This window comes from Melioribacter sp. Ez-97, from assembly GCF_051488665.1.
Lineage (GTDB): Bacteria > Bacteroidota > Ignavibacteria > Ignavibacteriales > Melioribacteraceae > Melioribacter.
This window is the reverse complement of record NZ_JBPSEG010000016.1, coordinates 32,446-56,351: the sequence shown is the minus strand read 5'-3', so window position 1 is coordinate 56,351 and position 23,906 is coordinate 32,446. Positions and strand designations below refer to the sequence as shown.

The following is a 23,906-nucleotide window of genomic DNA, read 5'->3' as shown; positions in this document are numbered from 1 at the left end:
AACAAGACTCGAAGCAATAGAATCGGCAAGTTGTGATTTGCTTTCAAATTTTTTCTTTGACATATTAAAACCAAGTCTATGCTTCATAAAAGAATATTACTCAAGTTGTGATTTGCTTTCAAATTTTTTCTTTGACATATTAAAACCAAGTTTGTTGTTAAAATTTCTATTGTAAATATAGTTGTGATTTGCTTTCAAATTTTTTCTTTGACATATTAAAACCAAGCAAAACTGATGCACAAAAATCAAGAGACGGTTGTGATTTGCTTTCAAATTTTTTCTTTGACATATTAAAACCAAGAAATCCGGAATGGAAAAGTTTTTGGAGCGCGTTGTGATTTGCTTTCAAATTTTTTCTTTGACATATTAAAACCAAGAAAGATAAAGACAGGTATTCGAAAGGTTATGTTGTGATTTGCTTTCAAATTTTTTCTTTGACATATTAAAACCAAGAACCAATATGCAACGGGCTTTCTGTATTTAGTTGTGATTTGCTTTCAAATTTTTTCTTTGACATATTAAAACCAAGGTCTTGCTTATCAAGTGCTGCCGCTTGTTGTGATTTGCTTTCAAATTTTTTCTTTGACATATTAAAACCAAGGGGCTGATTATCTATGGATGACCAAAGGTCGTTGTGATTTGCTTTCAAATTTTTTCTTTGACATATTAAAACCAAGACTCCGTCAATGCGCCAGATACAGTTTTGAGTTGTGATTTGCTTTCAAATTTTTTCTTTGACATATTAAAACCAAGTAATTATCGTTTCAATGATCATATTATTGGTTGTGATTTGCTTTCAAATTTTTTCTTTGACATATTAAAACCAAGGTACCCCGAGCTAACTCGTTGTTATTCAATGAGTTAGCATGATTTTAGGATTAAAAAAATCAGACGGGAAACAGGAATGTCATTAAGCCCTCTCCATTTACAAAAAGAGAGGGCTTTTTTAAAACAATTCGAGCTGATGAGGTTCCACAAAACCGCTTTCTTTCTTTTTCCCATAAAATATTTCCATCATTCCGAATTGTTTGTCCGTAATTTTAAGTATTCCCACATGTCCTTTGGGCGGAAGTATCTTTTTAATACGTTTAATATGAACATTCATATTTTCCCTGCTGGGACAATGGCGAATATAGATCGAAAATTGAAACATCGTAAATCCGTCTTTCAACAATTCCTTTCTGAATCTGGCGTATGCTTTCTTTTCGGGCGCGGTTTCAGTGGGCAAATCAAAAAAAACAAGAATCCACATGACTCTGTATTCGTTAAATCTCATTAACTGCCCCCCATTAATACAGCGAGGGTTCTGTAATAAATCATATGCGTTTTTGCTTTGTTCATATCCTCCGATTTTTATTAAAGAATTATATTTCAAGTTCGGGATAAGCAATCTTTCTAGCCTTTCCTTCAAAACAACGCGCTAGAGAAGAGGAAGTTCTCTGCGCCGCAATCATAAGCGGGCTTCTTTTTCCTCCGATAATTACATCCAAAGTTCCGATATCCAGCAATTGCTTTTTTATTGAGCTATCCAATTCATAAAAATTTTCGCCGTTACTCACAATCGAATAAACCACATTGTCGACGAACGGTCTGAAAGGCTCCATAACATCGTCGGCCAAACAATATGCGTTATATTTATTGGAGTGATGAATTCCTAAAGTCGGCAGCATACCCGATCCCACAACAGCCCTGGCTATAATGGCGCGAAGAATTGCATAACCATAGTTAAGCAAATTATTCGGAGGCTCACCGTATCGGTCTCTTATAAAATCCGGTATCATCGGGAAAAAGTTTTTCCAGTAGTAAGCAGCCGCTCTCCCCTCGTAATTATCGGGATCGCCGGATCTTACTTTTTTAGACCATGTAATCATATTATTAATTTTGACGTTTCTCTTTTTCAGTATCACAGCTTGATTGCGGATTTTTGCCGCTATTGTCTGAGCCCAGAGTTGCTTTTTAAGAGGAAGAGACGATTCAATTTGCGCTTTGATTATCTTTGTTTGTTCGTTATTTCCTTCCAGCGGCATAAACAAACCGCTGGGCATATGGGACTTATTACAGGTTACAATGGCGGCGTTGTTTTCCAAAAGAGAATCGAGCAACCCGTGAGTTAAAGTAATTTGACGGTGATCAAGCACAATAATGCCTATATCCTCTATGGGGATTGTACGAGAAAAGGAATCCGCCGCCTTCATTCGCTTTTCGAGCCACCCGTTATCTATATCGGAAGCAGCTGCGGTTCCGTAATTTTTGCTTTCGCTTTCCTCTAAATTTTCTTTATATCTTATCGTTAACTGATTATTCTTCATTGAAAGATATGCCGGATTGCCAATATATAACGTTCTTTTTATCATTTTCTGACTCACATTAATGGTTTTATATTACCCAATCTGTCGACCTGGATTTTTATGCAACAATCCGCAATATTAAATTTACCGTCCATTGTTTTGGGCGATTTATCATGCCAATCAATTTCTCCTTTTATTTTTTCTTTCGGATTAGAAGGTATAATAGCGCTTGCAATACGATGCTGAATGAATTGACAGACGCTTTTTGAACTGCTTACCATTCTGTAAATTCTTTCAGAAATTTTCTTCTTGTTATCCCAGTCTATAGGCGAAGGATGGTTTGCTTTAATTTTGTCTTGCTCCTCTTCAGTAGGGACGTAAACCAAATCATTTGGAGACAGAATAATAGTTTTAAATCCCTCTTTTATCTCCGCGATTGATTTTCCTTCAATCAATCTTTCTATTGCCTTGTGAGTTGCCAACGAATACATTTCAGGACGTTCTTTTGTCATTTCGTTTTCGTAAATAATAAAATAGGCTATAGCTCCCTTATCAACTTCCACGTATTTATTTCCGAATTTATCGTCGGGAGATTTCTTTTCATAAATAGTTACTTTTTCAATTCTCTTGCCCGCCTTCTTTGTTAAAGCTTCTAACCCTTCTCCGGAGAAAGCCTCTGTAGCGTTGTCATTATAACGAGAGAGGTGTTCGTGCAATAAATCGGCTAAAGGCGATTTTCCCTCTTTAGCATATGGAATTTTATTTATTTTGTCATGGGTGAATGATTTATCCAGCGATACTCTTTTAGCGGCATATTCAACAAATTCAGCAATTTCAATATTCTCAAATTCATAATTATCTAGTATGTATACAGTTTTATATTCATTTTTCCCGTTCTTTTTAATCTTGCCGGTGTCAACCTTTTTAGAGTTCTTCTTCAAGTATTTTTTAACCTCTGTCAAAAGTCTTCCCGAATCTTCTATATCGCCGCCAATTTTATCAATGATATTTTTAATTAATCCCCGCGCCAATCTATCATATACATAACCGGCTAATCTTCTTTTTTCAGGATCGCGTTCAACTTTCATTCTTTCTATTTGAACTTTGAAAGCTTCCAAAACAGACACGTTCCGTTTTTCTTTTATCCATATAATACCTTGAGGTTCTTTAAACATTGATTTTCGCACAGCCAGCCATCTTCCGTTTCCGTCTTTTATTTGTTTTTCTTTTATTTTTACGGGTTTTCCGTTTTTTATTTCCCATTTCTCATATTTGTTATAAGGTTTTGTAACAATCGGAGTGTTTTCTTTAAATGAAATCACGCATGATTCGAGCGAATCTTTTACGTCCCGGGCAAAATTATTCCACGGCGGTTTAAAATCTCTTATTTTTCTTTTGCATAAGGTCAATCTGTATTTTCTGATTTCTTCATTTGTATCAGAGGCATTAAGCGTGTTTAAATAACGAATATGCTCCCGGGTTGTGGCGGCTATTACTATTGCGTCCAAAGCATGATGTCTGTGATCCAGACGTTTTATGCCGTTTTTTTCTAATTTTTCATTAACGCTTAATTTAAAACCGAATTTTTTATTTCCGTATTCGTCTTCATATTCATAGATTAATTTTTGCCCAAGTATTTTTTCCAATCTTTCAAATCTCGGTTTTAACAATTTTTTCCATACGTCGTTCAATCCCCAATTATCTTTAAGCTCCGAAGTAATGGAGCCGACCGTAAAAATCATATTATTTGAGTCTGCCAAAACAGGACGTAAGAGCTCCCCTAATTTTTTCCCGATATAACGAGTGTCGTTTATTTGTCTTTCGATAAAATCATCGGGAACTTCAGTCGCCAGCAGATTTTTTCTTTTAGCGCGATTGTTTTTAAATGTATCGTCTACAAAATGCTTATATTCATCGTAGGTAAAAATCTTAATATCTTTTCCTTCGTAAGAACAATAACCGTTACTGGCGCTTATAAAGTTTGCGGCAAGTTCATTTCCTTTTGCCTTGTTGACAATACGTTCCGCAATAATCAAATTGCTCATTGCGTCGTTTTTCATTTTTGAACGGGGAATAATGTGCTCAATTTCATATTCGTTTCCGTCGAAAAGTTTGCTAAGAGGAATTATTTTACCCGTATAAGGAGAACGACAATTTTGATTCAGCCAAAGAATATATTTTTTCAATTGTTGTTCGGTAGGTATTTTTTCGGATTTAACTTTGCCGTTCCAGTCTTGTTCATTAACAGAAGCCTGGTCTTTCCACAAACGGAAGCGTTCGATGTCTTTCGGATTGTCAGGATTCGGTTTTACCGTAAATCCCGAAATAATTTTATTGCCTTCTTCGTCATAATGTTCAAACGCTGTTTCGTTAAGCAGCTCGGTTAATATTTTTTTTGCTTTTAATTTTTCGTCAAAATTATTTTTTTGCGCTTTGCTTATTAATTCGCGCTGTTTAGAATTATTTTTTAGTTCTCTGCCCAGTTCCACATGAATTTCGTCTATCCTACCGTATTTATCCCACACTTCTTTTACCAACGAACATGTTTCGCGCATTACCGATTCTACCAAAGGATTGCGCAACTCGCCCGGTTTAAGCATTTTTTGTACCGCCTTTCCATATTCTTTTAGAGAGTCGCATCGAATTTCTTCTTTTTCCGAATGTCTGCCGTATAACAAATAAGCCGCCTGATAAGTGTTCAAACCCTTAATAAGCTCTTCGAACGATTTTTTCTTAATAAAACTTTTTAATATTTGTTTCGGGATTGCTTCGTCGGATACACTTTGGATTTTATTTTCGCTAAAATTTACCGTTCTTAATCTTTCTAATATATGATCGGCCGTATCCAACGCGCTCTCTATCGAATGTAAAAATCCTTCCTTCTCTTTTTTTATTTTAAGTTTTACTTCTTTTGCGCTTTCTTCTTTTAGCCGATTAACAATAGATTGAGGATGACTCCAGTATTTGCCGACACGCATAAACATCAACATTTTACGAACTGCCAATGCGGAATATGAACCGTATTCTTTTTTTAAAGCAGGTAATTTAGAAAGAGCCTCCGCTAATTTTTGGGCTTCATCTGAAGATAATTTAAAAGTTTCGTAATTATCATTTCGGACGTAATTACCTTTGTTATCCGATAAAGACCATCCGAGGGAACTCAATATGCCTTTTCTTACTTTTTCTTTATCGGCTAAATCATGCGAATAATCCGCATGCCACAACTTGAATAGCAACGTTTCGTCTTCTATTTTATAATTCCCGTCAAATTCTAGGTTTTTAAAGAGTTTTTTGTAACGATGTTTTGTCTCGTTGCCTTTTAATATATCTCTGTTTCTGAAAAGGTTTATATAATGCGAATATTCTTTAGATTTTCTATCAATCTTTATGGGTTTGGATTCGTTACACTCATTAATGACCAACAGCAAGTCTTTTTCCGTAACATTTTCTTTATTATTCATCAAATCAAACAATTTCTCTTTTACATTGTCTTTTATGTACGATTTTGTTTCGTCCACTTCCAGAACTCTTCTGCCTTTTTCGTCCGTATATTCTTTTCTTATTAATCTTATATTATGAATATCCTGCCAAATGCGAAATTCCTGGAATACCGGAGACGATTTAGGAATACATTTTAATCCGTAGGTTTCGCCGTCTATTCCTTTTCTTTTTTCATATTGACATTCTCCAATAAGATTTTTTTGCGACTTTAATTCCCTTTGGAAATAGATAATATCTTTACTTATAATATGAAACAAATCTTTAGAAATAAGTTCTTTAGCTTTATGCAAATTGTACTTTGACTGTGTCGGATAAAAGCTCTCAATTATTTTTTTAATCAGGTCTTTATTGTTATTCAATTTTCTCAATTCTTCGTTGAGTTCGCACTGTTTGTTCCAGATAGCCTCCAATTCTTTTTCATATCGCCAACGGTACACGGGATATTGACGAATCTTATAATCTTTGCCTTCTCTGTGCGCGTTGACCAGTTCGTCAAAAAAGAATTCTCCCGGATGCTTGGATGATATTTTATTATCGAGAGCCGTAGTGCACAAAGCCCAGTCGTTTTCCGTAGGTTGTTGCGGAGTATTTTGCTTAAATTTTCCGTTTTCAATTTTCTGCGTTACTATAAAGGCAAATTCGTTTCCCTCCCATTGAGGCTTTTCTTTTCTTTCTACTTCATAGGGCATAATAGATTTATCTTCGAGATATATCTTAAATTTTTTCAGTCCTTTTCTTCCTGTTTCGCTCGTCTCCTCGATTCTGCTTACTTTAGTTATCGAAACAAATTTTATTTCACACTTATCTTTTTTAAATTCGTCTTTAACTTTGAATTCACAAAAGTCGCCTTTGTCCTCTATAATTAATCTTTGTTTGAATTCCGAGCGATCGATAAGCGATGAATCCTCCAAGTCTTTCCTGCCGCTCTTAAATCCTCTCCTTTGATTAAATAAGTACAGTATTCTAACAATTTCATCTTTTGTAAGTTTTTTTGACAATCCTTTTTTTCTTAGATAATACACGACCCAATCTTCGGGCAACAGTTTAATATCATTATTTCTCTTTTTACCTTTATGCGTATATCTGTAGTTTATTTCTTCAATTATTTCATTTAGTTCTTCTTCTTTGTAGCCGAAACTTTTATAAAATTCACGATAACTGTCATCGGAAATCGGGGCATAATCGCTTATTCGAAAGACAAATGCCCCTTGTTCCCTAATTATTTCTTTTATTTTTTTTGTATTATCAAGCGGAAAATCTTCCGGCAGCCAATTCATTATTTTAAATAACCTAATCAACTTGGTTCTTCTTAACTTGTAACGGTGTTTTAATCTTCTGCTTCCTCTTTTTTGTCTGCGTGCGGCGGCTTTTGTTACAACAGGAGCGCCCTCTTCAAATTTCTGAAGATAGTCAGCCTCCGTTGGAATAATTCTGCTTGTACACCATTCAATACTTCCTTCTTTGCCATAATCCTCAAAATGCTCCGGCAAATTCAGCAAAGCGGCTCCGATTGAATTTGTGCCGATATCGAGTCCCAATACTTTTTTCATTGTTCCCTCTATTTTTTTAAATCATTTTTTACGATATTTACAGCGAAGCAAATCACAATAAGGATGATTCCGTAGGAAGCTTTGCTTCATAAGTTTGCCCCTTGTACTTAACAGGGGGCATTTTTATTTCCCGCCTATTTATTAGCCCTAACATTTCAATAATATTAGTTAAAATAATGACATCATTTTTAAAAGTAAATCTTAATTGTCATAAATTGCGGCAGTTCCTGGCAGCCATAAGTATAAGTCTGTTCACTCAATGTTCTACATTGAAATGGCAATAAACGGTTCCGGAGAGCAGCCTCGAAATGTTTAATCGTTGTCGTAATCGCGGAAGGGGTCCGGTTCGCCCGGCTTGACAATTCCGTTTGCAATTTTAACGGCAATTATCAACGCTATCAAGAATAATACTGTTTCCATGTAATTCATTTTAATATCTGTCGGCAATCCAAGCGGGTATAACTATCGGGCGAATAATAGCAAACTTTTCCCGAAACGTCAAATATAATTCGTTTAATCTTTCATAATGCTTTTTACCAAACTCCAAACAAAGACGGTTTTATATCCGCATATCGCTCCCTCAATTTTATATTTCGATTTAATAATATATTTTTGTTGCAAACAAATATCGGATAAAATGAGACCGTTAAAAATAGAACTGCATAAACAGGATTATCTGGAAATCGAGTGGGACGACGGAAAAGTTTACAAATACCCTTTGAAATTTTTGAGAGACGAATCGCCCGACGCCGGAAATAAAGGCGAAACGATTTTATGGAAACATTACGCTCCTCCTCCCAAAGGACCGGAAAAACCCGGCATGTACGAAATCGAAAGCATTACGCCTGTCGGTAATTACGCAATTCAATTAAAATGGAAAGACGGATACGATTACGGTATCTACTCGTGGGAAGTATTGCGTAAGTTCGGCGAATATCTCGAATTGAAAGACAATCTGCATCAGGATTTTGACAATCACTGACTATTTAGAAGTCTTTCGTATTCCCTCTTGATAATATTGCGCGCCTCATCGACGTGCCTTTCTTCCTGACGGATTCCCGAAACTACGAGTCGTATTGTGAATTTGTCGTTCAAAACCGTGTGGGTAAGAAATAATTCGCCGGTGGAATTTATTCTCTCCAGTAAAAGTTTGTTGAATTTATTCAATTCATCTTCTTTTAAGCCGGATGGAACCGCTCTGAAACAAACGGTACTGAACGGAGATGGCGCCAGCAATTCGAATCCGGGCGACTCTCTTATCCAGTCGGCAAAAGATTGAGCCAGACGAATATGCTTTCTCAAAATTTCCTTCAATCCTTCGACGCCGAAATATCTGATTACGAACCAGAGTTTAAGAGCGCGGAATCGTCTGCCCAGCTGTATTCCGTAATCCATCAGATTTTCAACTTCGTCATCGACTTCGGTTTTGAGATATTCCGGCACAAGTGAAAACGCCCTTTTCAATATTTCGGGACGTTTTGTATAAAACACGCTCAGGTCTATCGGAACGAAAAGCCATTTATGAGGATTCGACACAATCGAATCGGCGTTTTCGATTCCTTTAAAATGCTTCTTCATTTCGGGCAGCATGGCTGTTACACCGGCATAAGCGGCGTCGACATGGAGCCACAAATCGCGCTTACGGCAAATCGAACTTATTTCGTCGACCGGATCGACGCTCGTTGTCGAAGTCGTTCCGATTGTGGCAACGACGCAAAAAGGCTCAATCCCCTTCCCGATATCTTCATTAATCGCTTTTTCAAGTTCCGCCGGAATCATTCTGAATTCGGAATCGACTTTGATTTTACGAACGCCTTCAATTCCGACGCCGAGAGCTATTGCGGCTTTTTCTATCGAAGAATGCGCCTGTTCTGAACAGTATAATCCGAGAGGCGGCAGCGAACTCATTCCTTTCGTTCTCGATTCGGGAAATTTATAATCCCGCGCCGCGGCAATACCGTGAAAAGAACTAATCGAAGCCGTATCGTAAATTATCCCTTTAAAATTGTCGGGCAAACCGAGCATCGAACGATACCATTCGAGCGTCTTGGCTTCCACTTCGGTCAAAGAAGGAGAAGATTTCCAGACCATGCCGTTCGAATTGAATGTGGAACTTACGATATCCGCAAGAATTCCGGGCGCGCTTGCCGTCGAAGCAAAATACGCCATGAATTTGGGATGCTGCCAGTGCGTAATTCCGGGCATAACAATTCGATCGACGTCTTCAAGAATTTTTTCAAATTCTTCGCCCTGTTCGGGCGGCGAACCGGGGATTAGTTTTTTAATATCTCCCGGTTTGACGTCGGGCAGCACCCGATACGTTTCAATATTTTTTAAGTAACGTTCCGCCCACTCGATTACCTGTTTGCCGGCGGCGGAAAATTCTTCCGGAGTCATATCGGAAATTCTTTTGGGCATTTTAAAACCTCGCTTTAGTAAGCCAGTTGGAAATTATTCTCGCCAGTTCAATTCTTCTGTCCGCAAACGAATGTCCGCAATCGAGAGTCATTTCTTCGAGTTCTGCGGCGCCCGCCATCTGCAGCGACGCAATCAAAGGCAGATGATGAATTTCAAGCGGCGCGGTAGCGTCGTATTTTGCGCCTATTATCAATAATCTTTTTTGCGATAACTTGCTCGAATATTTCAACAAATTCCATTTGTCCGCATTGGAAATCAACTCGTTGAGCAATTTTTCGGCGCTTGTATTATTTACAATCTTAGCCGCATCTTTAATTTTATCCGCGCTGTAATCGAAAATTTCCTTATTGATTTTCAATAATTCGCCGAACGCTCCGGCGTTAAATCCCGCCATCGAAACTACATTTTTAATTTCATCGTGAAAAACCGAATAATAGAGAGAAGCAAATCCTCCCATGCTGTGACCCGCAAGTATTATCTTACTTGTATCTGTTCTGAATTTTGCGTAGTCTTTATTCGATTTGACGAAAGCTATTGCGGCATCCAGATCGTCCGGCAGGTTTTCCCAGGAATAATCGCCCTGACTTCCCCAGCAGCCTCTGTAATGAAAAACGAGGACATTAAATCCCTGTCTTCGGAATACATGCGCAAGATCGAAATTGACTTCGTTGCCCGGAAATCCGTGAAGCAACATTATTAACGGATGTGGTCCTTTGCCTGCCGCAATAAAATACGTCCCCAGCAGTCTGGAACCTTTACTTTCGAAAGAGACCGGAATCATCGAAGAAGGATATTCCGGATCGTAATGCCTCGGGTCGTTTATTACCAGATCGAAATTCATAACAATCTTTCTGTAATTATTTTATTACTAATATAATAATTGAAAAGGAAATAAACGGGTTCGATTGGCGACGGCTCGATTAAATACCGTCCCCTCCGTCTTATAAAAGAATGCAGCGCATAGAGTCTCTTTGCTCTCTTTCATCAACGGATTTATAAAAATTATTAAACTCCAATTTCCATTTATTTTTTATCTTTGCACTTAAGTTTTTCACAAGGAACGGAATAAAATGAAATTCAGCAAATCGTTTTTGCCCACATTGAAAGAAACGCCTGCCGAGGCGGTTATACCGAGTCATATTTTGATGATACGCGCGGGACTTGTAAGACAGTTATCCGCCGGAATCTATACGTGGCTGCCTCTCGGCTACAAAGCGCTAAGAAAAGTGATGGACATTATCCGCGAAGAAATGAATGCAATCGGCGGACAGGAGTTCCATTATCCGGCGCTGAATCCGAAAGAAATCTGGGAACAGACCGGCAGAGTTGAAGCTTTCGGCGATATTATGTTTCATATTAAAAACAGAGAGTACGTACTTGCGCCCACTCACGAAGAAATTGTTGCATGGCATGCAAAAGGAGCGGTAACGTCTTATAAAGAACTGCCTCAAATATGGTATCAGATTCAGACGAAATTCCGTAACGAGCCCCGTCCCCGCAGCGGAGTTATCCGCGGCAGGCAATTTATAATGAAAGATTCCTATTCGCTCGACCGTTCTTTTGAAGACCTCGACAAATCGTATGAAATGCACGACAAAGCATACAGAAAAATATTCGACCGGTGCGGACTCAAATACTTTGTCGTCGGCGCGTCGAGCGGAGCGATGGGCGGAAGCAAATCCGAAGAATTTATGGTCAGAAGCGACGCCGGAGAAGACACCGTCGCTTATTGTGAAAAATGCGGATACGCTGCAAATGTGGAAGTGGCTCAATCGATTGCCGCTCCCGCAAAACGGCACGAAGAATCGAAGGAAATTTATGAAATTCATACGCCCGGCGTTAAATCGATCGACGAACTGTGCGAATTTCTGAAAATCGACGAGCGCGAAACCGCCAAATCGAGAATTTACATCTGCGACGGAAAACCCGTTTTGGTTTTAATGCTCGGCAACGACGAAGTTAACGAGACGAAACTTCAGGCGGCGATCGGCGGAAACGTTCGTCCGGCGCACCCTGAAGAACTCAAAGATATAACCGGAGCCGACGCGGGTTCAATCGGTCCGGTAGGATTTGAACACAGAATAATTGCGGATAATCTTCTTAAAGACGCGAATAATTTATACAGCGGAGCAAATAAAAACGATTATCACATCGGAGGCATAGATCTGAAACGCGACGTTCCCCAAATAGAATATTTCGATCTGCGTACGGTCGAAAGCGGCGAGAAATGCGTTCGATGCAATTCCACACTCGAAGTCTTCAAAGCCATCGAACTGGGTCATATATTCAAACTCGGAACAAAATATTCCGAGGCGCTAGGCGTGAATTATTTGGACGAAAACGGTAAAGAACATCCCGTTGTAATGGGAAGTTACGGCATCGGAGTCGAACGGGTTCTGGCTTGTTTCCTCGAACAAAACTACGACGAACGCGGAATAATCTGGAAAAAACCTCTGGCTCCTTTCGACATTCATTTAATAGGACTGAACATGAAAAATCAGACCGTGTCGGAAACTTCCGAGCGATTGTACAAAGAACTGTCGGATGCTGACTACGAGGTGCTCTTCGACGACAGAACCGACGCCAGCGCAGGATTCAAATTCAACGACGCAGATTTGCTGGGCATGCCCGTTCAATTAATCGTTGGCGAGAAGAATTTGAAACAAGGCAATGTGGAATTGAAAATAAGAAGCACAGGCGAAAAAATTATTGCGCCGATAGCGGAGCTGAAGAATAAATTAAACGAGATAATAAATTCGTAATTTTACGGCGGGAAGTTTTTTCTTCCCGCCATTTCTTCCCTGTTGACGAATGAAACCCAAATTATATATAGTTTCCACTCCAATCGGTAATTACGAGGATATAACCCTGCGGGCATTGAGAATACTGCGCGAATGCAATTTTATAATATGCGAAGAATATAAAGAAGCGCGCCGTCTCCTTTCGCATTATGACATTCAAAAAGATCTTTACGCGCTCAACGAACATAACGAGAATGAAACTTCTTACGAGTTAATCGAAAAAATCCGGAATTCAAAATCGGCTGCGCTGATATCCGATTGCGGCACGCCGCTCTTTTCCGATCCCGGAACGTTGCTGGTTCAACTGGCGGTTAAACGCGGCATTGAAGTAATTCCGGTTCCCGGAAGCAGTTCGCTTATGGCGGCTCTTGCCGGCGCCGGACTGGAATTAAAAAGTTTCTACTACGCCGGGTGGATTTCTCCGAAAAAAGATTTGCGCCGCCGCGATTTAATGAGATTGAAAGAAATAAAAGAATTGATAGTTCTGATGGAAACTCCTTACCGCCTGATTAAAATACTGGAAGATATAACAAGGCATTTCGGAAATTCCAAACCGGTTGTATTGGCTTATAATTTAACTCAAAAAGACGAAGAATTTATAAGAGGCTCAGCCGAAGAGGCGCTGAACGTAGCGAGATCGCGTAATCTCAAAGGCGAATTTGTTCTGATTGTCGACAACAGAAGATAAATTCTTGAATAGGTGTCCGATTTTTCATATGATTGCAGTTAATGAAATGAGAACTTTCGCACTATTGCGGACGTTTATTTAGTATAAAAAACGGAGAGATAAAAATGTTAATGGTTCAGGACGTCGATTTAACGCCGAATCCGCAAGCGCTTAAATTCATATTGAATGAAAAACTGCTTCAGAAAGAAACGCGCAGCTTCCAGAGCAAAGAGGAAGCCGCCAACGACCCGCTGGCAAAAGGGATATTCGAAATACCGGGAGTAGTTTCGGTTTTTTATATGGATAAATTCATCACTATCGAAAAAGAACCGGCGGCTTCGTGGGGACAAATCCAGAAACCGCTCGTTGAATTCATAAAGAACTTCGACAAATCTTTGATTCCGCCGGAATCGGAATTGCCCGAAGTCAGTTCGGAAGAAGAAACCGAATTACTTAAAAAAATTAACGACGTAATCAATACGCGCGTGCGCCCTGCGCTTGCAGGCGACGGCGGAGGATTGGAAATAAGAGGATTGGAAGGTTATACGCTCAAAATTCGTTACCAGGGCGCTTGCGGCAGCTGCCCGAGCGCAATACGAGGCACTTTGATTGCAATCGAAAACTTACTCAAACGAGAAGTCAATCCCGCAATCGAAGTCGTTTCCGACTGATAAATTTCAAATACAGAATTAATAAAAAGTCCCGCTTTAGCGGGATTTTTTATGCCATTCAATTTTGCCCGAGATTTGACTCGCCTCTGTAACGTTATCGAATTACATAACTACCACTTAGTCGGATCCGGAAAGATACGACGCCTTAACCAAAAGCATATAGTGAAACTAATGAAGTAACTGTCCTTCTGAGGAGTCCCGCTGATAGCGGGACGACGAAGAATCTGCATTGCAGATTTTCGAGATTCTTCACCCGCCGATGGCGGGTTCAGAAAGACAGCGTGGAATATTATCTTCATTAATGTTGGCGGATTCGGAAAGACTGTATTCTTTGCGCTCTTCGCGCGCTCAGCGGTTTAAATTGAGTTTGCCCCCCCCGCATTTTGCGGGGTAGCAAAGACGGTCGTCTTTTCAGAGTTTGCTTTTTTCAGTAGCTGGCGCAGTATAGATTTCTTTTCGCTATTTGTCATTACGAGTCCCGCTGTAAGCGGGCGAAGTAATCTCTGCTTAAATTAATATGAGTTTGCTTCGTCGTTCGCTTTGCTCGCTCCTTGCAAAGACTAAGTTTTTTTTAGAGTTTGCTTCCCCCGCATTTTGCGGGGTAGCAAAGACGAGTTTGTATTTGAAACAAGGGAATACAGGGGCCCGGCACTGAGCGCACGAACCCCTGTATAACTGCAACAAACCCATTCATACTCTATCATTTTACCATCATCAGTTTTATGCTCTTGTTATATTTGTTCGCTTTTATCGTGCATATATAAACTCCGCTCGACAAATCTTTTCCGTTCAACTCTACTTCATAATATCCCGAATCTCTTATCTCGTTTACCAGCTCCTTTACCTCTTTGCCCGTTACGTCATATAACTTTATCGTCACGTGTCCTCTCTCCGGCAATTGATATTTTATTGTGGTTGCCGGATTAAACGGATTCGGATATGCGCCGATCGAATACTCCGCAGGCTTTCCCGATAAACCCGACTTATAAAGCGGCTCGGCGCCGTAGACCGATACGTAATCCGGATCGGAATACGTGCCTTCCACCGAATAATAGCCCCTGACATCGTAGTAGATTATGTCGTCAGTGTAACCCGACGTCAATACGTAATCGCGGTCGGTATATTGTCCCGTTCCTCTGCTTACCGTTGCAATTAATTGTTCGCTACCCATTACTCCGTTATGCTTTACTTTTCTCCATATTTGATATTGAGTTACGTTCGCATTCGGATTATCCGTCCAGTATATTACTATGGGTTGTCCCACCTGCGTTCCGAAATGGATATACTCGCCGTTGTTTGTCGGCTTGCCTCTGTAATTTGCTTTTATTGCTTCGTGCTGACTAATCGAAAACGCATGGCTGAGCGAAGTCGATCCGTCGCTCCAATTAAGGAAAGTATAGTTAATGCCGTTTATGTGGTAATAATATTCAGCCTCGGCTGTTATTGTGTTGCCTTCCACGACCTGAAATTGGGACGTGGGAGAACTGTATTGAACCCCGTTGACTTTAATCGTGCCTCCGTTGCCCACGCTCGTGAAATTATTCTCGAAGGTTACGTTGCAAACCTTCTTAAGATCTGCCATTAATGTTGCACCGTTATCATTATCCTTCACTGCATATGAATAATTACGGGAAGTAGCACCCGCAATTTTAATATTATGGATAAACCAGTAACTGTTATTTGACCCATTTGTGTTCCAAATCCTATTATAACCTTGAGCATCTTCTTGGTCAATCGCTTCAACTGCTATACTTTCATTTAAGGATTTGATAACACTTGAGCCTGATTGTACTAGTAAGCCATCTACTTTAATTATGCCTGAGGAAAAGTTATTTGCTACATATAACTTATATTTTACATAAAAAGTATTTGTAAGAGATGCTGTTTTCACAAAACCTTCTTGTTCGTTAAAAAGCTCATATAATTCCATTGTCCAAGTATATGTCCCGGAAGATAAATTAAAATATTCCGGGAAAGATCCTCTATTAGTACCTTTTACATTTGAATAATAAACCTGCGTACCTGTAATAAGTTTTGCATAAGCTGCGTAAGTAATATTAGGGGGATAAGAACTTATCATCCAAGTCCAAATTAAGTTTATTCTTACCGTTGAATTTGTATCGGGGCATATGTAAACATCTCCGTTGTTAGGTTCAAAACTAATTAGTTGTGAGTATAAATTATTGGAAGAAGCTACAATTAATAATGTAACAAACATAGAAAAAATAACCTTTTTCATATTTCATCCCTGTTTAAAAAGATTAAAAAATTATATACCTTTATTTTGCAAATAAAAATGCCTTAACCAATTAAGGCTTAGGTGAGCAGCCTGATTTTATTTGCATTCTTTGAGAGGGTGCCGCAATCACCCTCTCTTAATTTATTTACTCACGCCTCCTACTTTAGTTTGCCGTGTAATATGTAATTTTTACCATTGAAATAATCAATTCCAATAAAAAAAACGTTGTCCCTGACTATCACTCCTCTCTCTATTGTTAAATTTGTTTTATATATAACCACACAGTCCTTTCCATTAAAATGATAAATCCCATTATTACCTCCTATAAAAAAATCATTTCTGCTTCTCCCGCAAATTATATTACCGTTTATTCCTTTACCACTATTATCCATCCAAAGCGTTAATTTCTTATCTGAATACTTATAAATTTGCGAAGAATGGGAAATAAATATTTCATTGCCGAGTCTTACCACAAATGTCCACCCTCCCAAGGATGAAAATATTTCCTTTAATTCTTTACCATCCCAACAGTATACTTTTGCTATAAATCCTTTTGGATCAAACACCATTCCTCCAATTATCAGAATATTTGAGCCGGGTTCAACTGCAACTACAGTAAATACAACATCCGTTTGAGGAATGTTTATAAAACTCCACTCAATTCCGTTAAATTTCATAATTAGTGCTTTACTATGATATGAATTAATCCTCATGAATCCGCCTACAGCATAAATATTATCTCTTGAAATTCCATCCATATAATTGATTACCATATTATCGTAACTTGATTCAATTGCATATTCTCCGAATTGGTACCATGATCTTCCATTGTATTTCCAAATAGTATTGTTCGCATTACCCAACCACACTTCGTTTGGTAACAGCCCAAATACAGCAAAAGGATCTACTTTTCTCGGAATCGAATCGGTTTCCCATTTAATTCCATCATAATGCCATATACTTGTTGCAGACCAGCTGCTTGAACCGACCGCCCAGACATTATTCGGAGAACTTCCCCAAATTCTTCCCAGGTATAATGATTCATAACCCGGATTAATTTCATCCACCTCCCATACATAATCCCTTCTTCCCGGTTCGGGTTCGGTTATTCCTTCTCCGCAGGAATTTACAAGTAGCATTACTACAATAAGAAATGATTTTATCAGGTTTTTCATCGGATTGCCCCCGTTTTACCCTCGTATTAAACTAATTAACTTTACTTTGACAAGATAATAACAATTAGAAAAAAAAAAATCAACTCTCTCATTTAAATTTAATGCTTTTTTATTCTTTGTCATTTGGTCTGCAGTCCATCCGGCGTTTCGGTTCTCAAGAATTGAGATTCTTCACCCGCCGTTGGCGGGTTCAGAAAGACAGCGTGGAATATTATCTTCATTAATGTTGGCGGATTCGGAAAGACTGTGTCCTTTGCGCTTTTCGAGCGCTCAGCGGTTTAAATTGAGTTTGCTTCCCCCGCATTTTGCGGGGTCGCAAAGACGGTCGTCTTTTCAGAGTTTGCTTTTTTCAGTAGCTGGCGCAGTATAGATTTCTTTTCGCTATTTGTCATTACGAGTCCCGCTGTAAGCGGGCGAAGTAATCTCTGCTTAAATTAATATGAGTTTGCTTCGTCGCTCGCTTTGCTCGCTCCTCGCAAAGACAGGGACATTCCCGGTTCGGGTGTGCGGGTGTGCGGGGGTTTGGGAGTTCTTAGTGCGGGAGCGCTGAAGTGCGGGCGTTAGGAGCGCTGGGGCTCAATGTTCTTTGTAAAAAAAGCGCATTTTATACGTCAAAACTATCGGCTATTGTCTATCAAAAAAAAGAATTTCTGATCACTAATCCCTAACCCCTAATCCCTAATCCCTAATTACACAACACCCTTGAACTCCAAAACCAAGAACGTTGAACCCAAAAACTACGCGAGCAAATCTTCATCCCGATAGAGAATTAAAATAGCCGCCTGAGGAACCACGACTAATTTTTCGCCGTCGATTTCGACTTCTACCGCTTCTTTTCTTAGAAAGACAGCATAGTCACCCTCGCGAGCCTGAAGCGGAAAGTATTTTATCGGCTTGCGTTCTTTCCAGGGTTCGTCGTCTTCAACCGGAACGCCCATCGGATAACCCGGACCGACTTTTATTACGTATCCGCCCTGCACTTTTTCTTTTTCGTGCACACCAGGCGGCAAATAAAGACCGCTATTAGTCTTCGAAGCGCTCTCTTCCGGTTTTATTAAAACGCGATCCCCTACAATTATTATTTTCGATGTATCAATCAATTCGATTATTTTTTTATTTTAACTACGTAAAAATACCAAATAAACCGCTGTTCATCAATTACGGAGAATCAATATGAAAGATTTGTGGGACAAAAGATTTTCATCGGAAGAATATATTTACGGAATAGAACCGAATGAATTTTTTAAAAGCCAACTGGACAAACTTACGCCGGGCAGACTATTATTGCCGGGCGAAGGCGAAGGAAGAAACGCCGTCTATGCCGCTAGCCTGGGATGGAAAGTAGATGCGGTCGACTTCAGTCAATCCGGCAAATTAAAAGCGGAACGACTCGCCGCTGAAAAAAAAGTAACAGTAAATTATATGGTTTGCGATTTGAGCGATTATCAACCCGAACCGGAATCGTACGACGCCGTCGGACTCTTCTTTCTTCATTTCGAAGAAGATTTAAGAAAGGAAATTCATAAAAAGGCTGTCGACGCTTTGAAAAAAGGGGGCAGATTGATAATGGAAGCTTTTGAGAAGGATCAACTTAACTACGATTCGGGGGGTCCGAAAAATTTATCCGCCCTCTATTCCCTGGAAGATATAGCCGAGGATTTCATCGATCTCGACTTCGAATATTTCGCCAAAGAAATTGTCGTACTCAACGAGGGCAAAGGACATCAGGGAAAAGCCTCGGTAATACGTTTTACCGGAATTAAAGTTTGAACCGGTCAGGAATTGACCGGTTCAGCTTTCGACTTTTTCAAATTGTTTAGATATTCGGCGGCGCTCAAAGCCGCGACAGTTCCGTCTCCTACCGCCGTTGTAACCTGACGAAATCTTTTGGCAATCGAGTCGCCCGCGGCAAAAACGCCTTTTATATTTGTCGACATATTTTTATCGACTACAATTTCGCCGTAGTCGTTCAATTCGAGCACGCCTTTGAACATTTCGGTGTTCGGCACGTATCCGATAAAAATAAAAACTCCGTCGATTTCCATTTCTGAAATTTCGCCTGTACGTTGATTTCTGATTTTGACGGCATTCAATCTTTCGTCGCCTATAAACTCCTCGATTTTCGACTCCATAATAAAATTGATTCCGGGATTATTACGCGCTTCTTCCACATAATGCTCGAATGCCTGGAAATGGTCGAATTGATGCACGACAGTAACAGACGATGCGTACTTTGTAAGCGCAACGGCTTCCTCCAGTGCGGAATTTCCTCCGCCGACAACGATAATTTTTTTATCCTGAAAAAAGTCGCCGTCGCACGTGGCGCAATACGAAATTCCCATCCCTTTGAATTTATCTTCTCCCGGAACGCCAAGAGTTCTCGAACGTCCTCCCGTAGCAATAATCAATGCATCGGAAGTATAAACTTCTCCGTTGGTTAACCCGACGGACTTTACTTCGCCTTCGAGTTTAATGTCGTTTATTTTAACATTCGATTTAATTTTGGCTCCGAATTTAAGAGCCTGGTTTTTCATGTTTCTCGCCAGTTGATAACCGCTTATCGAATCGACTCCCGGATAATTGGCTATCTCGTGCGTCAATACCATTTGTCCGCCGACAGCTCCTTCGTTCAGAATTAGAGTGTTAACTTTTGCTCTCGACAAATAGATTCCGGCGGTCAGTCCCGCCGCTCCCGCTCCTATAACAATAACGTCGAAATGATTTTCCATCTTGATGCTCCGGGAAAATTAATTAATCGTTTTTACCGAAATGCTCGTCTAATATAGCGGTAATTTGATCTCTTGTTTGAATGCTGCTTGTAGCTTTAACTACTTTACCGTTTTTATAATAAACCACGAACGGCAAGCCCGCAAAGTTTCTGCATTCGGGTAAATCTCTTATAACGCTGGCGTCGGGAAGATCGAATTCCATATCTGCAAATTTAACGTGCGGATATTCGTTTTCGAGTTCTTCCATTACTTCATAAACAGGTATGCACATCGGACCCATTCGTCCGCAGCAAATCATAACGTTTTCATTTTCCTGCAACAATTTGGAATGTTCGTCTTTCGAAAGAACATGAGTAAGATTTGTGTGAAGCATGATATTCCTCTTATAATTTATTAATTTGTACAGCTAATCTGATGATTTTTTTCTCGAAAGGATTCAAACCGGTGATTTTATAATTATTCATCTTTAGATTTGTATTTTGTTTTTTAACATTAACACAAAATGAAAAATAAATACGACTTCATAATAGTAGGCGCAGGACTGGCGGGGCTCTATTCCGCATTAAAAGCTTCGGAACACGGAAGAGTTGCGCTTTTGACAAAAACGACAATCGAAATCAGCAACTCGTACCTTGCTCAGGGCGGCATTGCGGCGGCTTTAAGCGAAGACGACTCGCCCGAACTTCATTTTGAAGACACATTAAAAGCCGGAGCGGGACTTTGCAACGAAACCGCCGTTGAAATATTGGTCAACGAAGGAATCGACCGAGTTAAAGAATTAATTTCAGCGGGCATGAAATTCGACTCCGAAAACGGTAAAATCAGTTTCGGATTGGAAGGCGGACACTCGCGCAAAAGAGTTCTTCACGCAGGAGGCGACGCAACGGGCAAAGAGGTCGTCAATTTTATTCTTAATTTTATTTATGACAACAACAATATTACGATTTTAGAAAACACTCTCGTTTATAAACTTCACGTTGTTGACGGCGAATGCCTCGGAGTTTTTGCGTACAATCACAGCGACAAAAAAAGTTTTTATTTGAGCGGCAAGTCGGTAATCCTTGCCACGGGCGGTTATTCCGCAATCTATTCGTTTTCAACAAATCCGCACACATCCACCGGAGAAGGAATTAACCTTGCATACGAAGCGGGCGCAGAAATAGAAAGTATGGAATTCATACAGTTTCATCCCACTTCGTTTTATACCGGCAGCGACGAGACTTTTTTGATAAGCGAAGCGGTCAGAGGCGAAGGCGCTTATATCGTCAATCACGAAGGCATTCGTTTTTTGCAGGACCTGGACAAATCCGAACTTGCAACAAGAGATATTGTTTCCGAAGCTATCTATGAAGAATTAAAAAGAACGAAAAAAAAGAGCGTTTTTCTTTTGATGAATCATCTCGACGCCGGTAAAATAAAAAAAAGATTTTCGCACATTTATAACGAGGCTTTGAAATACGGCGTCGATATTACGAAAGATCCCGTTCCGATTGCACCTGCGGCTCATTACACTATCGGCGGTATAAAAACCGACGTCAACGGAAGAACAAACATCAATCGTCTCTACGCAGTCGGCGAAACCGCTTCTACGGGAGTTCACGGCGCAAACAGGCTTGCAAGCAATTCGCTGCTCGAATGTCTCGTGTTCGGCAAACGCGCCGTCGATTTTGCGGTTCAAAACGACAAAGAATTAAAAGACAGTGCGGAACCCGGAACAATCGACTTTGAAATCGACGAAAACAATTCCGAAATATTTATCGATATCAAAAATAAAACAGCCGACTTATTGTGGAACAATGCCGGAATAGTACGTTCCAGAGCTGTCTTAAATTCCGCATTGAAAGAAATTTCAAAAATCGGCAACGAATACGACAAAACGCCGGACGAATATTACGGCAGCAGAATCGCCGGTTTGTTAAATCTTGCAAGCATGATATTAAATGCCGCGCTATTAAGAGAAGAGAGCAGAGGCTGCCACAAACGTTCAGATTTTCCCGACCCGGACGGGAAATTCAAAGTTACGATTATTCATAAAAAGGGGTCAGAACCCGAACTGAGGAAGTTTTAGAAATGAAAAAAACCGACAGAAAAAGCATCGATCGAATCATTCAAGCCGCTTTAAAAGAAGATATCGGCAAAGGCGATGTAACTACAAAAGCAATTATACCCGCGAGTCAAAAAGGAACCGCAGCTATTTATGCCAAAGAGCCGGGCGTAGTTGCCGGTCTTTTCGTTGCAAAAGAAGTTTTCAAAAAACTCGACGGCAATTCAAAGTGGAAAAATTACGCAGCCGAAGGCGACGCCGTAACAAAGGGACAAAAAATCGCCGAGGTTACAGGCAATCTGCGGGCATTACTTTCAGGAGAGAGAACGGCTTTGAATTTCCTTCAACGGATTTCGGGAATAGCTACCGCTACGCGTAAATTTATTGAAACCCTCGCCGATACAAACGTAAAAATACTCGACACGAGAAAGACGGCTCCCGGACTGAGACTCCTCGACAAATACGGAGTGAATGCGGGCGGAGGAACAAATCACCGTTTCGGACTTTATGATATGGTGTTGATAAAAGACAATCATATTGAAGCCGCCGGAGGCATTAAAAACGCCGTTAACCGCGTACGAAAAAAATACGGCGAAAAATACAAAGTGGAAGTAGAAACGACTAATTTGATCGAAGTGCAAGAAGCTATCGACGCCGGCGCCGATATTATAATGCTCGACAATATGACAATTTCTCAAATGAAAAAAGCCGTTAAACTGATAAAGGGCAAATGCAAAACGGAAGCGTCCGGCAACGTTGATTTAAAACGCATTAAAAAAATCGCCTCTACAGGCGTCGATTTCATTTCCGTCGGGTCGCTTACTCATTCGGTTAAAGCGCTCGACCTTAGCATGAAAATATCAAACAAAAAACGGGTTTGAAAATGAAAGAGATTATAAATGAAATCACACGACTGAAAAAAGAAAAGAACGCCGTTATACTCGCTCACAACTATCAAATACCCGAGATACAGGATATAGCGGATTTCGTGGGCGATTCACTGGGACTTTCGCAGCAGGCGGCAAAGACCGATGCCGATGTAATCGTATTTTGCGGAGTTCACTTTATGGCGGAAACCGCTTCGATTATATCGCCCGACAAAAAAGTTTTGATTCCCGATCCGGAAGCCGGCTGCTCTCTGGCTTCTACTATCGACGCAGAACAATTGAGAGCCTGGAAGAAAGAGCATCCAGACGCGGTCGTTGTATCCTATGTGAATACAACCGCCGAAGTCAAAGCCGAAAGCGACTACTGCGTAACGTCGTCGAATGCCGTGAAAGTAGTAGAATCGATTCCAAAAGAGAAAAAGATACTCTTTCTGCCCGACCGCTTTTTGGGAATGTATGTAAGCTCGGTTACCGGCAGAAAAATGGAAATCTGGAACGGAGCCTGCCACGTTCACGAAAAAATAGGCGACGTAAATTTCGACGACGCGCGCGCCAAACATCCGAACGCCGAATTTTTGATTCATCCCGAATGCGGCTGTTCGACTTCGTGCATGCTGAAATCCCAGCTCTATTTCGACTGCAAAAACATTCATATATTTTCTACCGAAGGGATGATCAACTACGTTAAAGAAACCGACGCGGATGAATTCGTTATTGCCACTGAAGTCGGCATTCTTCACCGGTTGAAAAAAATCAAACCGCAATCGGATTATTATCCGATAAGCGACGAGTCGGTTTGCGAGTACATGAAAATGATAACTCTCGAGAAATTATACGAGTCGCTCCTTCACGATAAATACGAAGTAAAAGTGCCCGAGGAGATTGCTCAAAAAGCCCGCATCCCGATCGACAGAATGTTATCAATAGTTTAATAAA

The 23,906-nt window shown here is 40.1% G+C and carries 18 protein-coding genes and 1 CRISPR repeat array; of the genes, 8 read left to right on the top strand and 10 right to left on the bottom strand.

The window, feature by feature from the left end; genetic code table 11:
* Positions 1-29: 29 nt before the first annotated feature.
* Positions 30-828: a CRISPR direct-repeat array (repeat unit 46 nt; unit sequence GTTGTGATTTGCTTTCAAATTTTTTCTTTGACATATTAAAACCAAG).
* Positions 829-946: 118 nt separating this feature from the next.
* From cas2 to cas9, 3 genes are all read right to left on the bottom strand, one after another.
* Positions 947-1,276: a CRISPR-associated endonuclease Cas2 gene (cas2, locus tag ACSSWA_RS13860; RefSeq protein WP_437357148.1), complete on the bottom strand. Its 330-nt coding sequence runs from the start codon at positions 1,274-1,276 to the stop codon at positions 947-949.
* An 88-nt stretch (positions 1,277-1,364) separates the two neighbouring features.
* Positions 1,365-2,354 carry a type II CRISPR-associated endonuclease Cas1 gene (gene cas1, locus ACSSWA_RS13855; protein WP_437357147.1) on the bottom strand — a complete coding sequence of 330 codons (990 nt, stop codon included), beginning with the start codon at positions 2,352-2,354 and terminating at the stop codon, positions 1,365-1,367.
* An 8-nt stretch (positions 2,355-2,362) separates the two neighbouring features.
* Entirely contained in the window at positions 2,363-7,339 is a 4,977-nt protein-coding gene (cas9, locus tag ACSSWA_RS13850; protein ID WP_437357146.1) for a type II CRISPR RNA-guided endonuclease Cas9, read from the bottom strand.
* Between the two features lie 637 nt (positions 7,340-7,976).
* Between cas9 and ACSSWA_RS13845 the strand changes: the two genes are divergently transcribed.
* Complete coding sequence (locus tag ACSSWA_RS13845) at positions 7,977-8,321, top strand: gamma-butyrobetaine hydroxylase-like domain-containing protein (protein WP_437357145.1); 345 nt, start codon at positions 7,977-7,979, stop codon at positions 8,319-8,321.
* Here the strand turns inward: ACSSWA_RS13845 and ACSSWA_RS13840 are convergent.
* Together ACSSWA_RS13840 and ACSSWA_RS13835 are read right to left on the bottom strand one after the other, a co-directional pair.
* Positions 8,315-9,757 carry a pyridoxal phosphate-dependent decarboxylase family protein gene (locus tag ACSSWA_RS13840; RefSeq protein ID WP_437357144.1) on the bottom strand — a complete coding sequence of 481 codons (1,443 nt, stop codon included), beginning with the start codon at positions 9,755-9,757 and terminating at the stop codon, positions 8,315-8,317. The two genes, ACSSWA_RS13845 and ACSSWA_RS13840, sit on opposite strands and share 7 nt — an antisense overlap.
* A gap of 1 nt (position 9,758) precedes the next feature.
* A complete protein-coding gene (locus ACSSWA_RS13835; protein WP_437357143.1) occupies positions 9,759-10,598 on the bottom strand; it encodes an alpha/beta hydrolase family protein in 840 nt (279 codons plus the stop codon).
* 229 nt (positions 10,599-10,827) lie between these two features.
* On the opposite strand from ACSSWA_RS13835, the gene ACSSWA_RS13830 reads away from it, so the two are divergent.
* From ACSSWA_RS13830 to ACSSWA_RS13820, 3 genes are all read left to right on the top strand, one after another.
* On the top strand, positions 10,828-12,519 hold the full coding sequence (locus tag ACSSWA_RS13830; RefSeq protein ID WP_437357142.1) for a proline--tRNA ligase: 1,692 nt from the start codon (positions 10,828-10,830) through the stop codon (positions 12,517-12,519).
* A gap of 49 nt (positions 12,520-12,568) precedes the next feature.
* Complete coding sequence (rsmI, locus tag ACSSWA_RS13825; protein WP_437357141.1) at positions 12,569-13,246, top strand: 16S rRNA (cytidine(1402)-2'-O)-methyltransferase; 678 nt, start codon at positions 12,569-12,571, stop codon at positions 13,244-13,246.
* Between the two features lie 104 nt (positions 13,247-13,350).
* Positions 13,351-13,896 (top strand): NifU family protein, encoded by a 546-nt coding sequence (locus ACSSWA_RS13820; RefSeq protein WP_437357140.1) that lies wholly within the window; start codon positions 13,351-13,353, stop codon positions 13,894-13,896.
* Between the two features lie 700 nt (positions 13,897-14,596).
* Here the strand turns inward: ACSSWA_RS13820 and ACSSWA_RS13815 are convergent.
* The 3 genes from ACSSWA_RS13815 to ACSSWA_RS13805 all read right to left on the bottom strand — a co-directional run bounded on the left by ACSSWA_RS13815 (position 14,597) and on the right by ACSSWA_RS13805 (position 18,410).
* A complete protein-coding gene (locus ACSSWA_RS13815; protein WP_437357139.1) occupies positions 14,597-15,478 on the bottom strand; it encodes a T9SS type A sorting domain-containing protein in 882 nt (293 codons plus the stop codon).
* Positions 15,479-16,293: 815 nt separating this feature from the next.
* The gene (locus ACSSWA_RS13810; RefSeq protein WP_437357138.1) at positions 16,294-17,310 is read right to left on the bottom strand and encodes a hypothetical protein; all 1,017 of its coding nucleotides are present in this window, start codon (positions 17,308-17,310) and stop codon (positions 16,294-16,296) included.
* A 737-nt stretch (positions 17,311-18,047) separates the two neighbouring features.
* Positions 18,048-18,410, bottom strand: a complete 363-nt coding sequence (locus tag ACSSWA_RS13805) for a co-chaperone GroES (RefSeq protein WP_014855625.1) — start codon at positions 18,408-18,410, stop codon at positions 18,048-18,050.
* 73 nt (positions 18,411-18,483) lie between these two features.
* On the opposite strand from ACSSWA_RS13805, the gene ACSSWA_RS13800 reads away from it, so the two are divergent.
* Entirely contained in the window at positions 18,484-19,080 is a 597-nt protein-coding gene (locus ACSSWA_RS13800; protein WP_437357137.1) for a class I SAM-dependent methyltransferase, read from the top strand.
* A 5-nt stretch (positions 19,081-19,085) separates the two neighbouring features.
* On the opposite strand, the gene trxB is transcribed toward ACSSWA_RS13800, so the two are convergent.
* Both trxB and ACSSWA_RS13790 read right to left on the bottom strand, forming a co-directional pair.
* Positions 19,086-20,039, bottom strand: a complete 954-nt coding sequence (trxB, locus tag ACSSWA_RS13795) for a thioredoxin-disulfide reductase (RefSeq protein ID WP_437357136.1) — start codon at positions 20,037-20,039, stop codon at positions 19,086-19,088.
* Between the two features lie 22 nt (positions 20,040-20,061).
* Complete coding sequence (locus ACSSWA_RS13790; protein ID WP_437357135.1) at positions 20,062-20,412, bottom strand: thioredoxin family protein; 351 nt, start codon at positions 20,410-20,412, stop codon at positions 20,062-20,064.
* A 129-nt stretch (positions 20,413-20,541) separates the two neighbouring features.
* Here ACSSWA_RS13790 and nadB point away from each other — a divergent pair, with 129 nt between their 5' ends.
* Genes nadB through nadA form a run of 3 tightly spaced genes read left to right on the top strand, consistent with a single transcriptional unit; the run spans position 20,542 to position 23,902 of the window.
* The gene (nadB, locus tag ACSSWA_RS13785; protein WP_437357134.1) at positions 20,542-22,107 is read left to right on the top strand and encodes an L-aspartate oxidase; all 1,566 of its coding nucleotides are present in this window, start codon (positions 20,542-20,544) and stop codon (positions 22,105-22,107) included.
* A 2-nt stretch (positions 22,108-22,109) separates the two neighbouring features.
* Positions 22,110-22,964 (top strand): carboxylating nicotinate-nucleotide diphosphorylase, encoded by an 855-nt coding sequence (gene nadC, locus ACSSWA_RS13780; protein WP_437357133.1) that lies wholly within the window; start codon positions 22,110-22,112, stop codon positions 22,962-22,964.
* Between the two features lie 2 nt (positions 22,965-22,966).
* The gene (nadA, locus tag ACSSWA_RS13775) at positions 22,967-23,902 is read left to right on the top strand and encodes a quinolinate synthase NadA (protein ID WP_437357132.1); all 936 of its coding nucleotides are present in this window, start codon (positions 22,967-22,969) and stop codon (positions 23,900-23,902) included.
* The last annotated feature ends 4 nt before the right edge of the window (positions 23,903-23,906 follow it).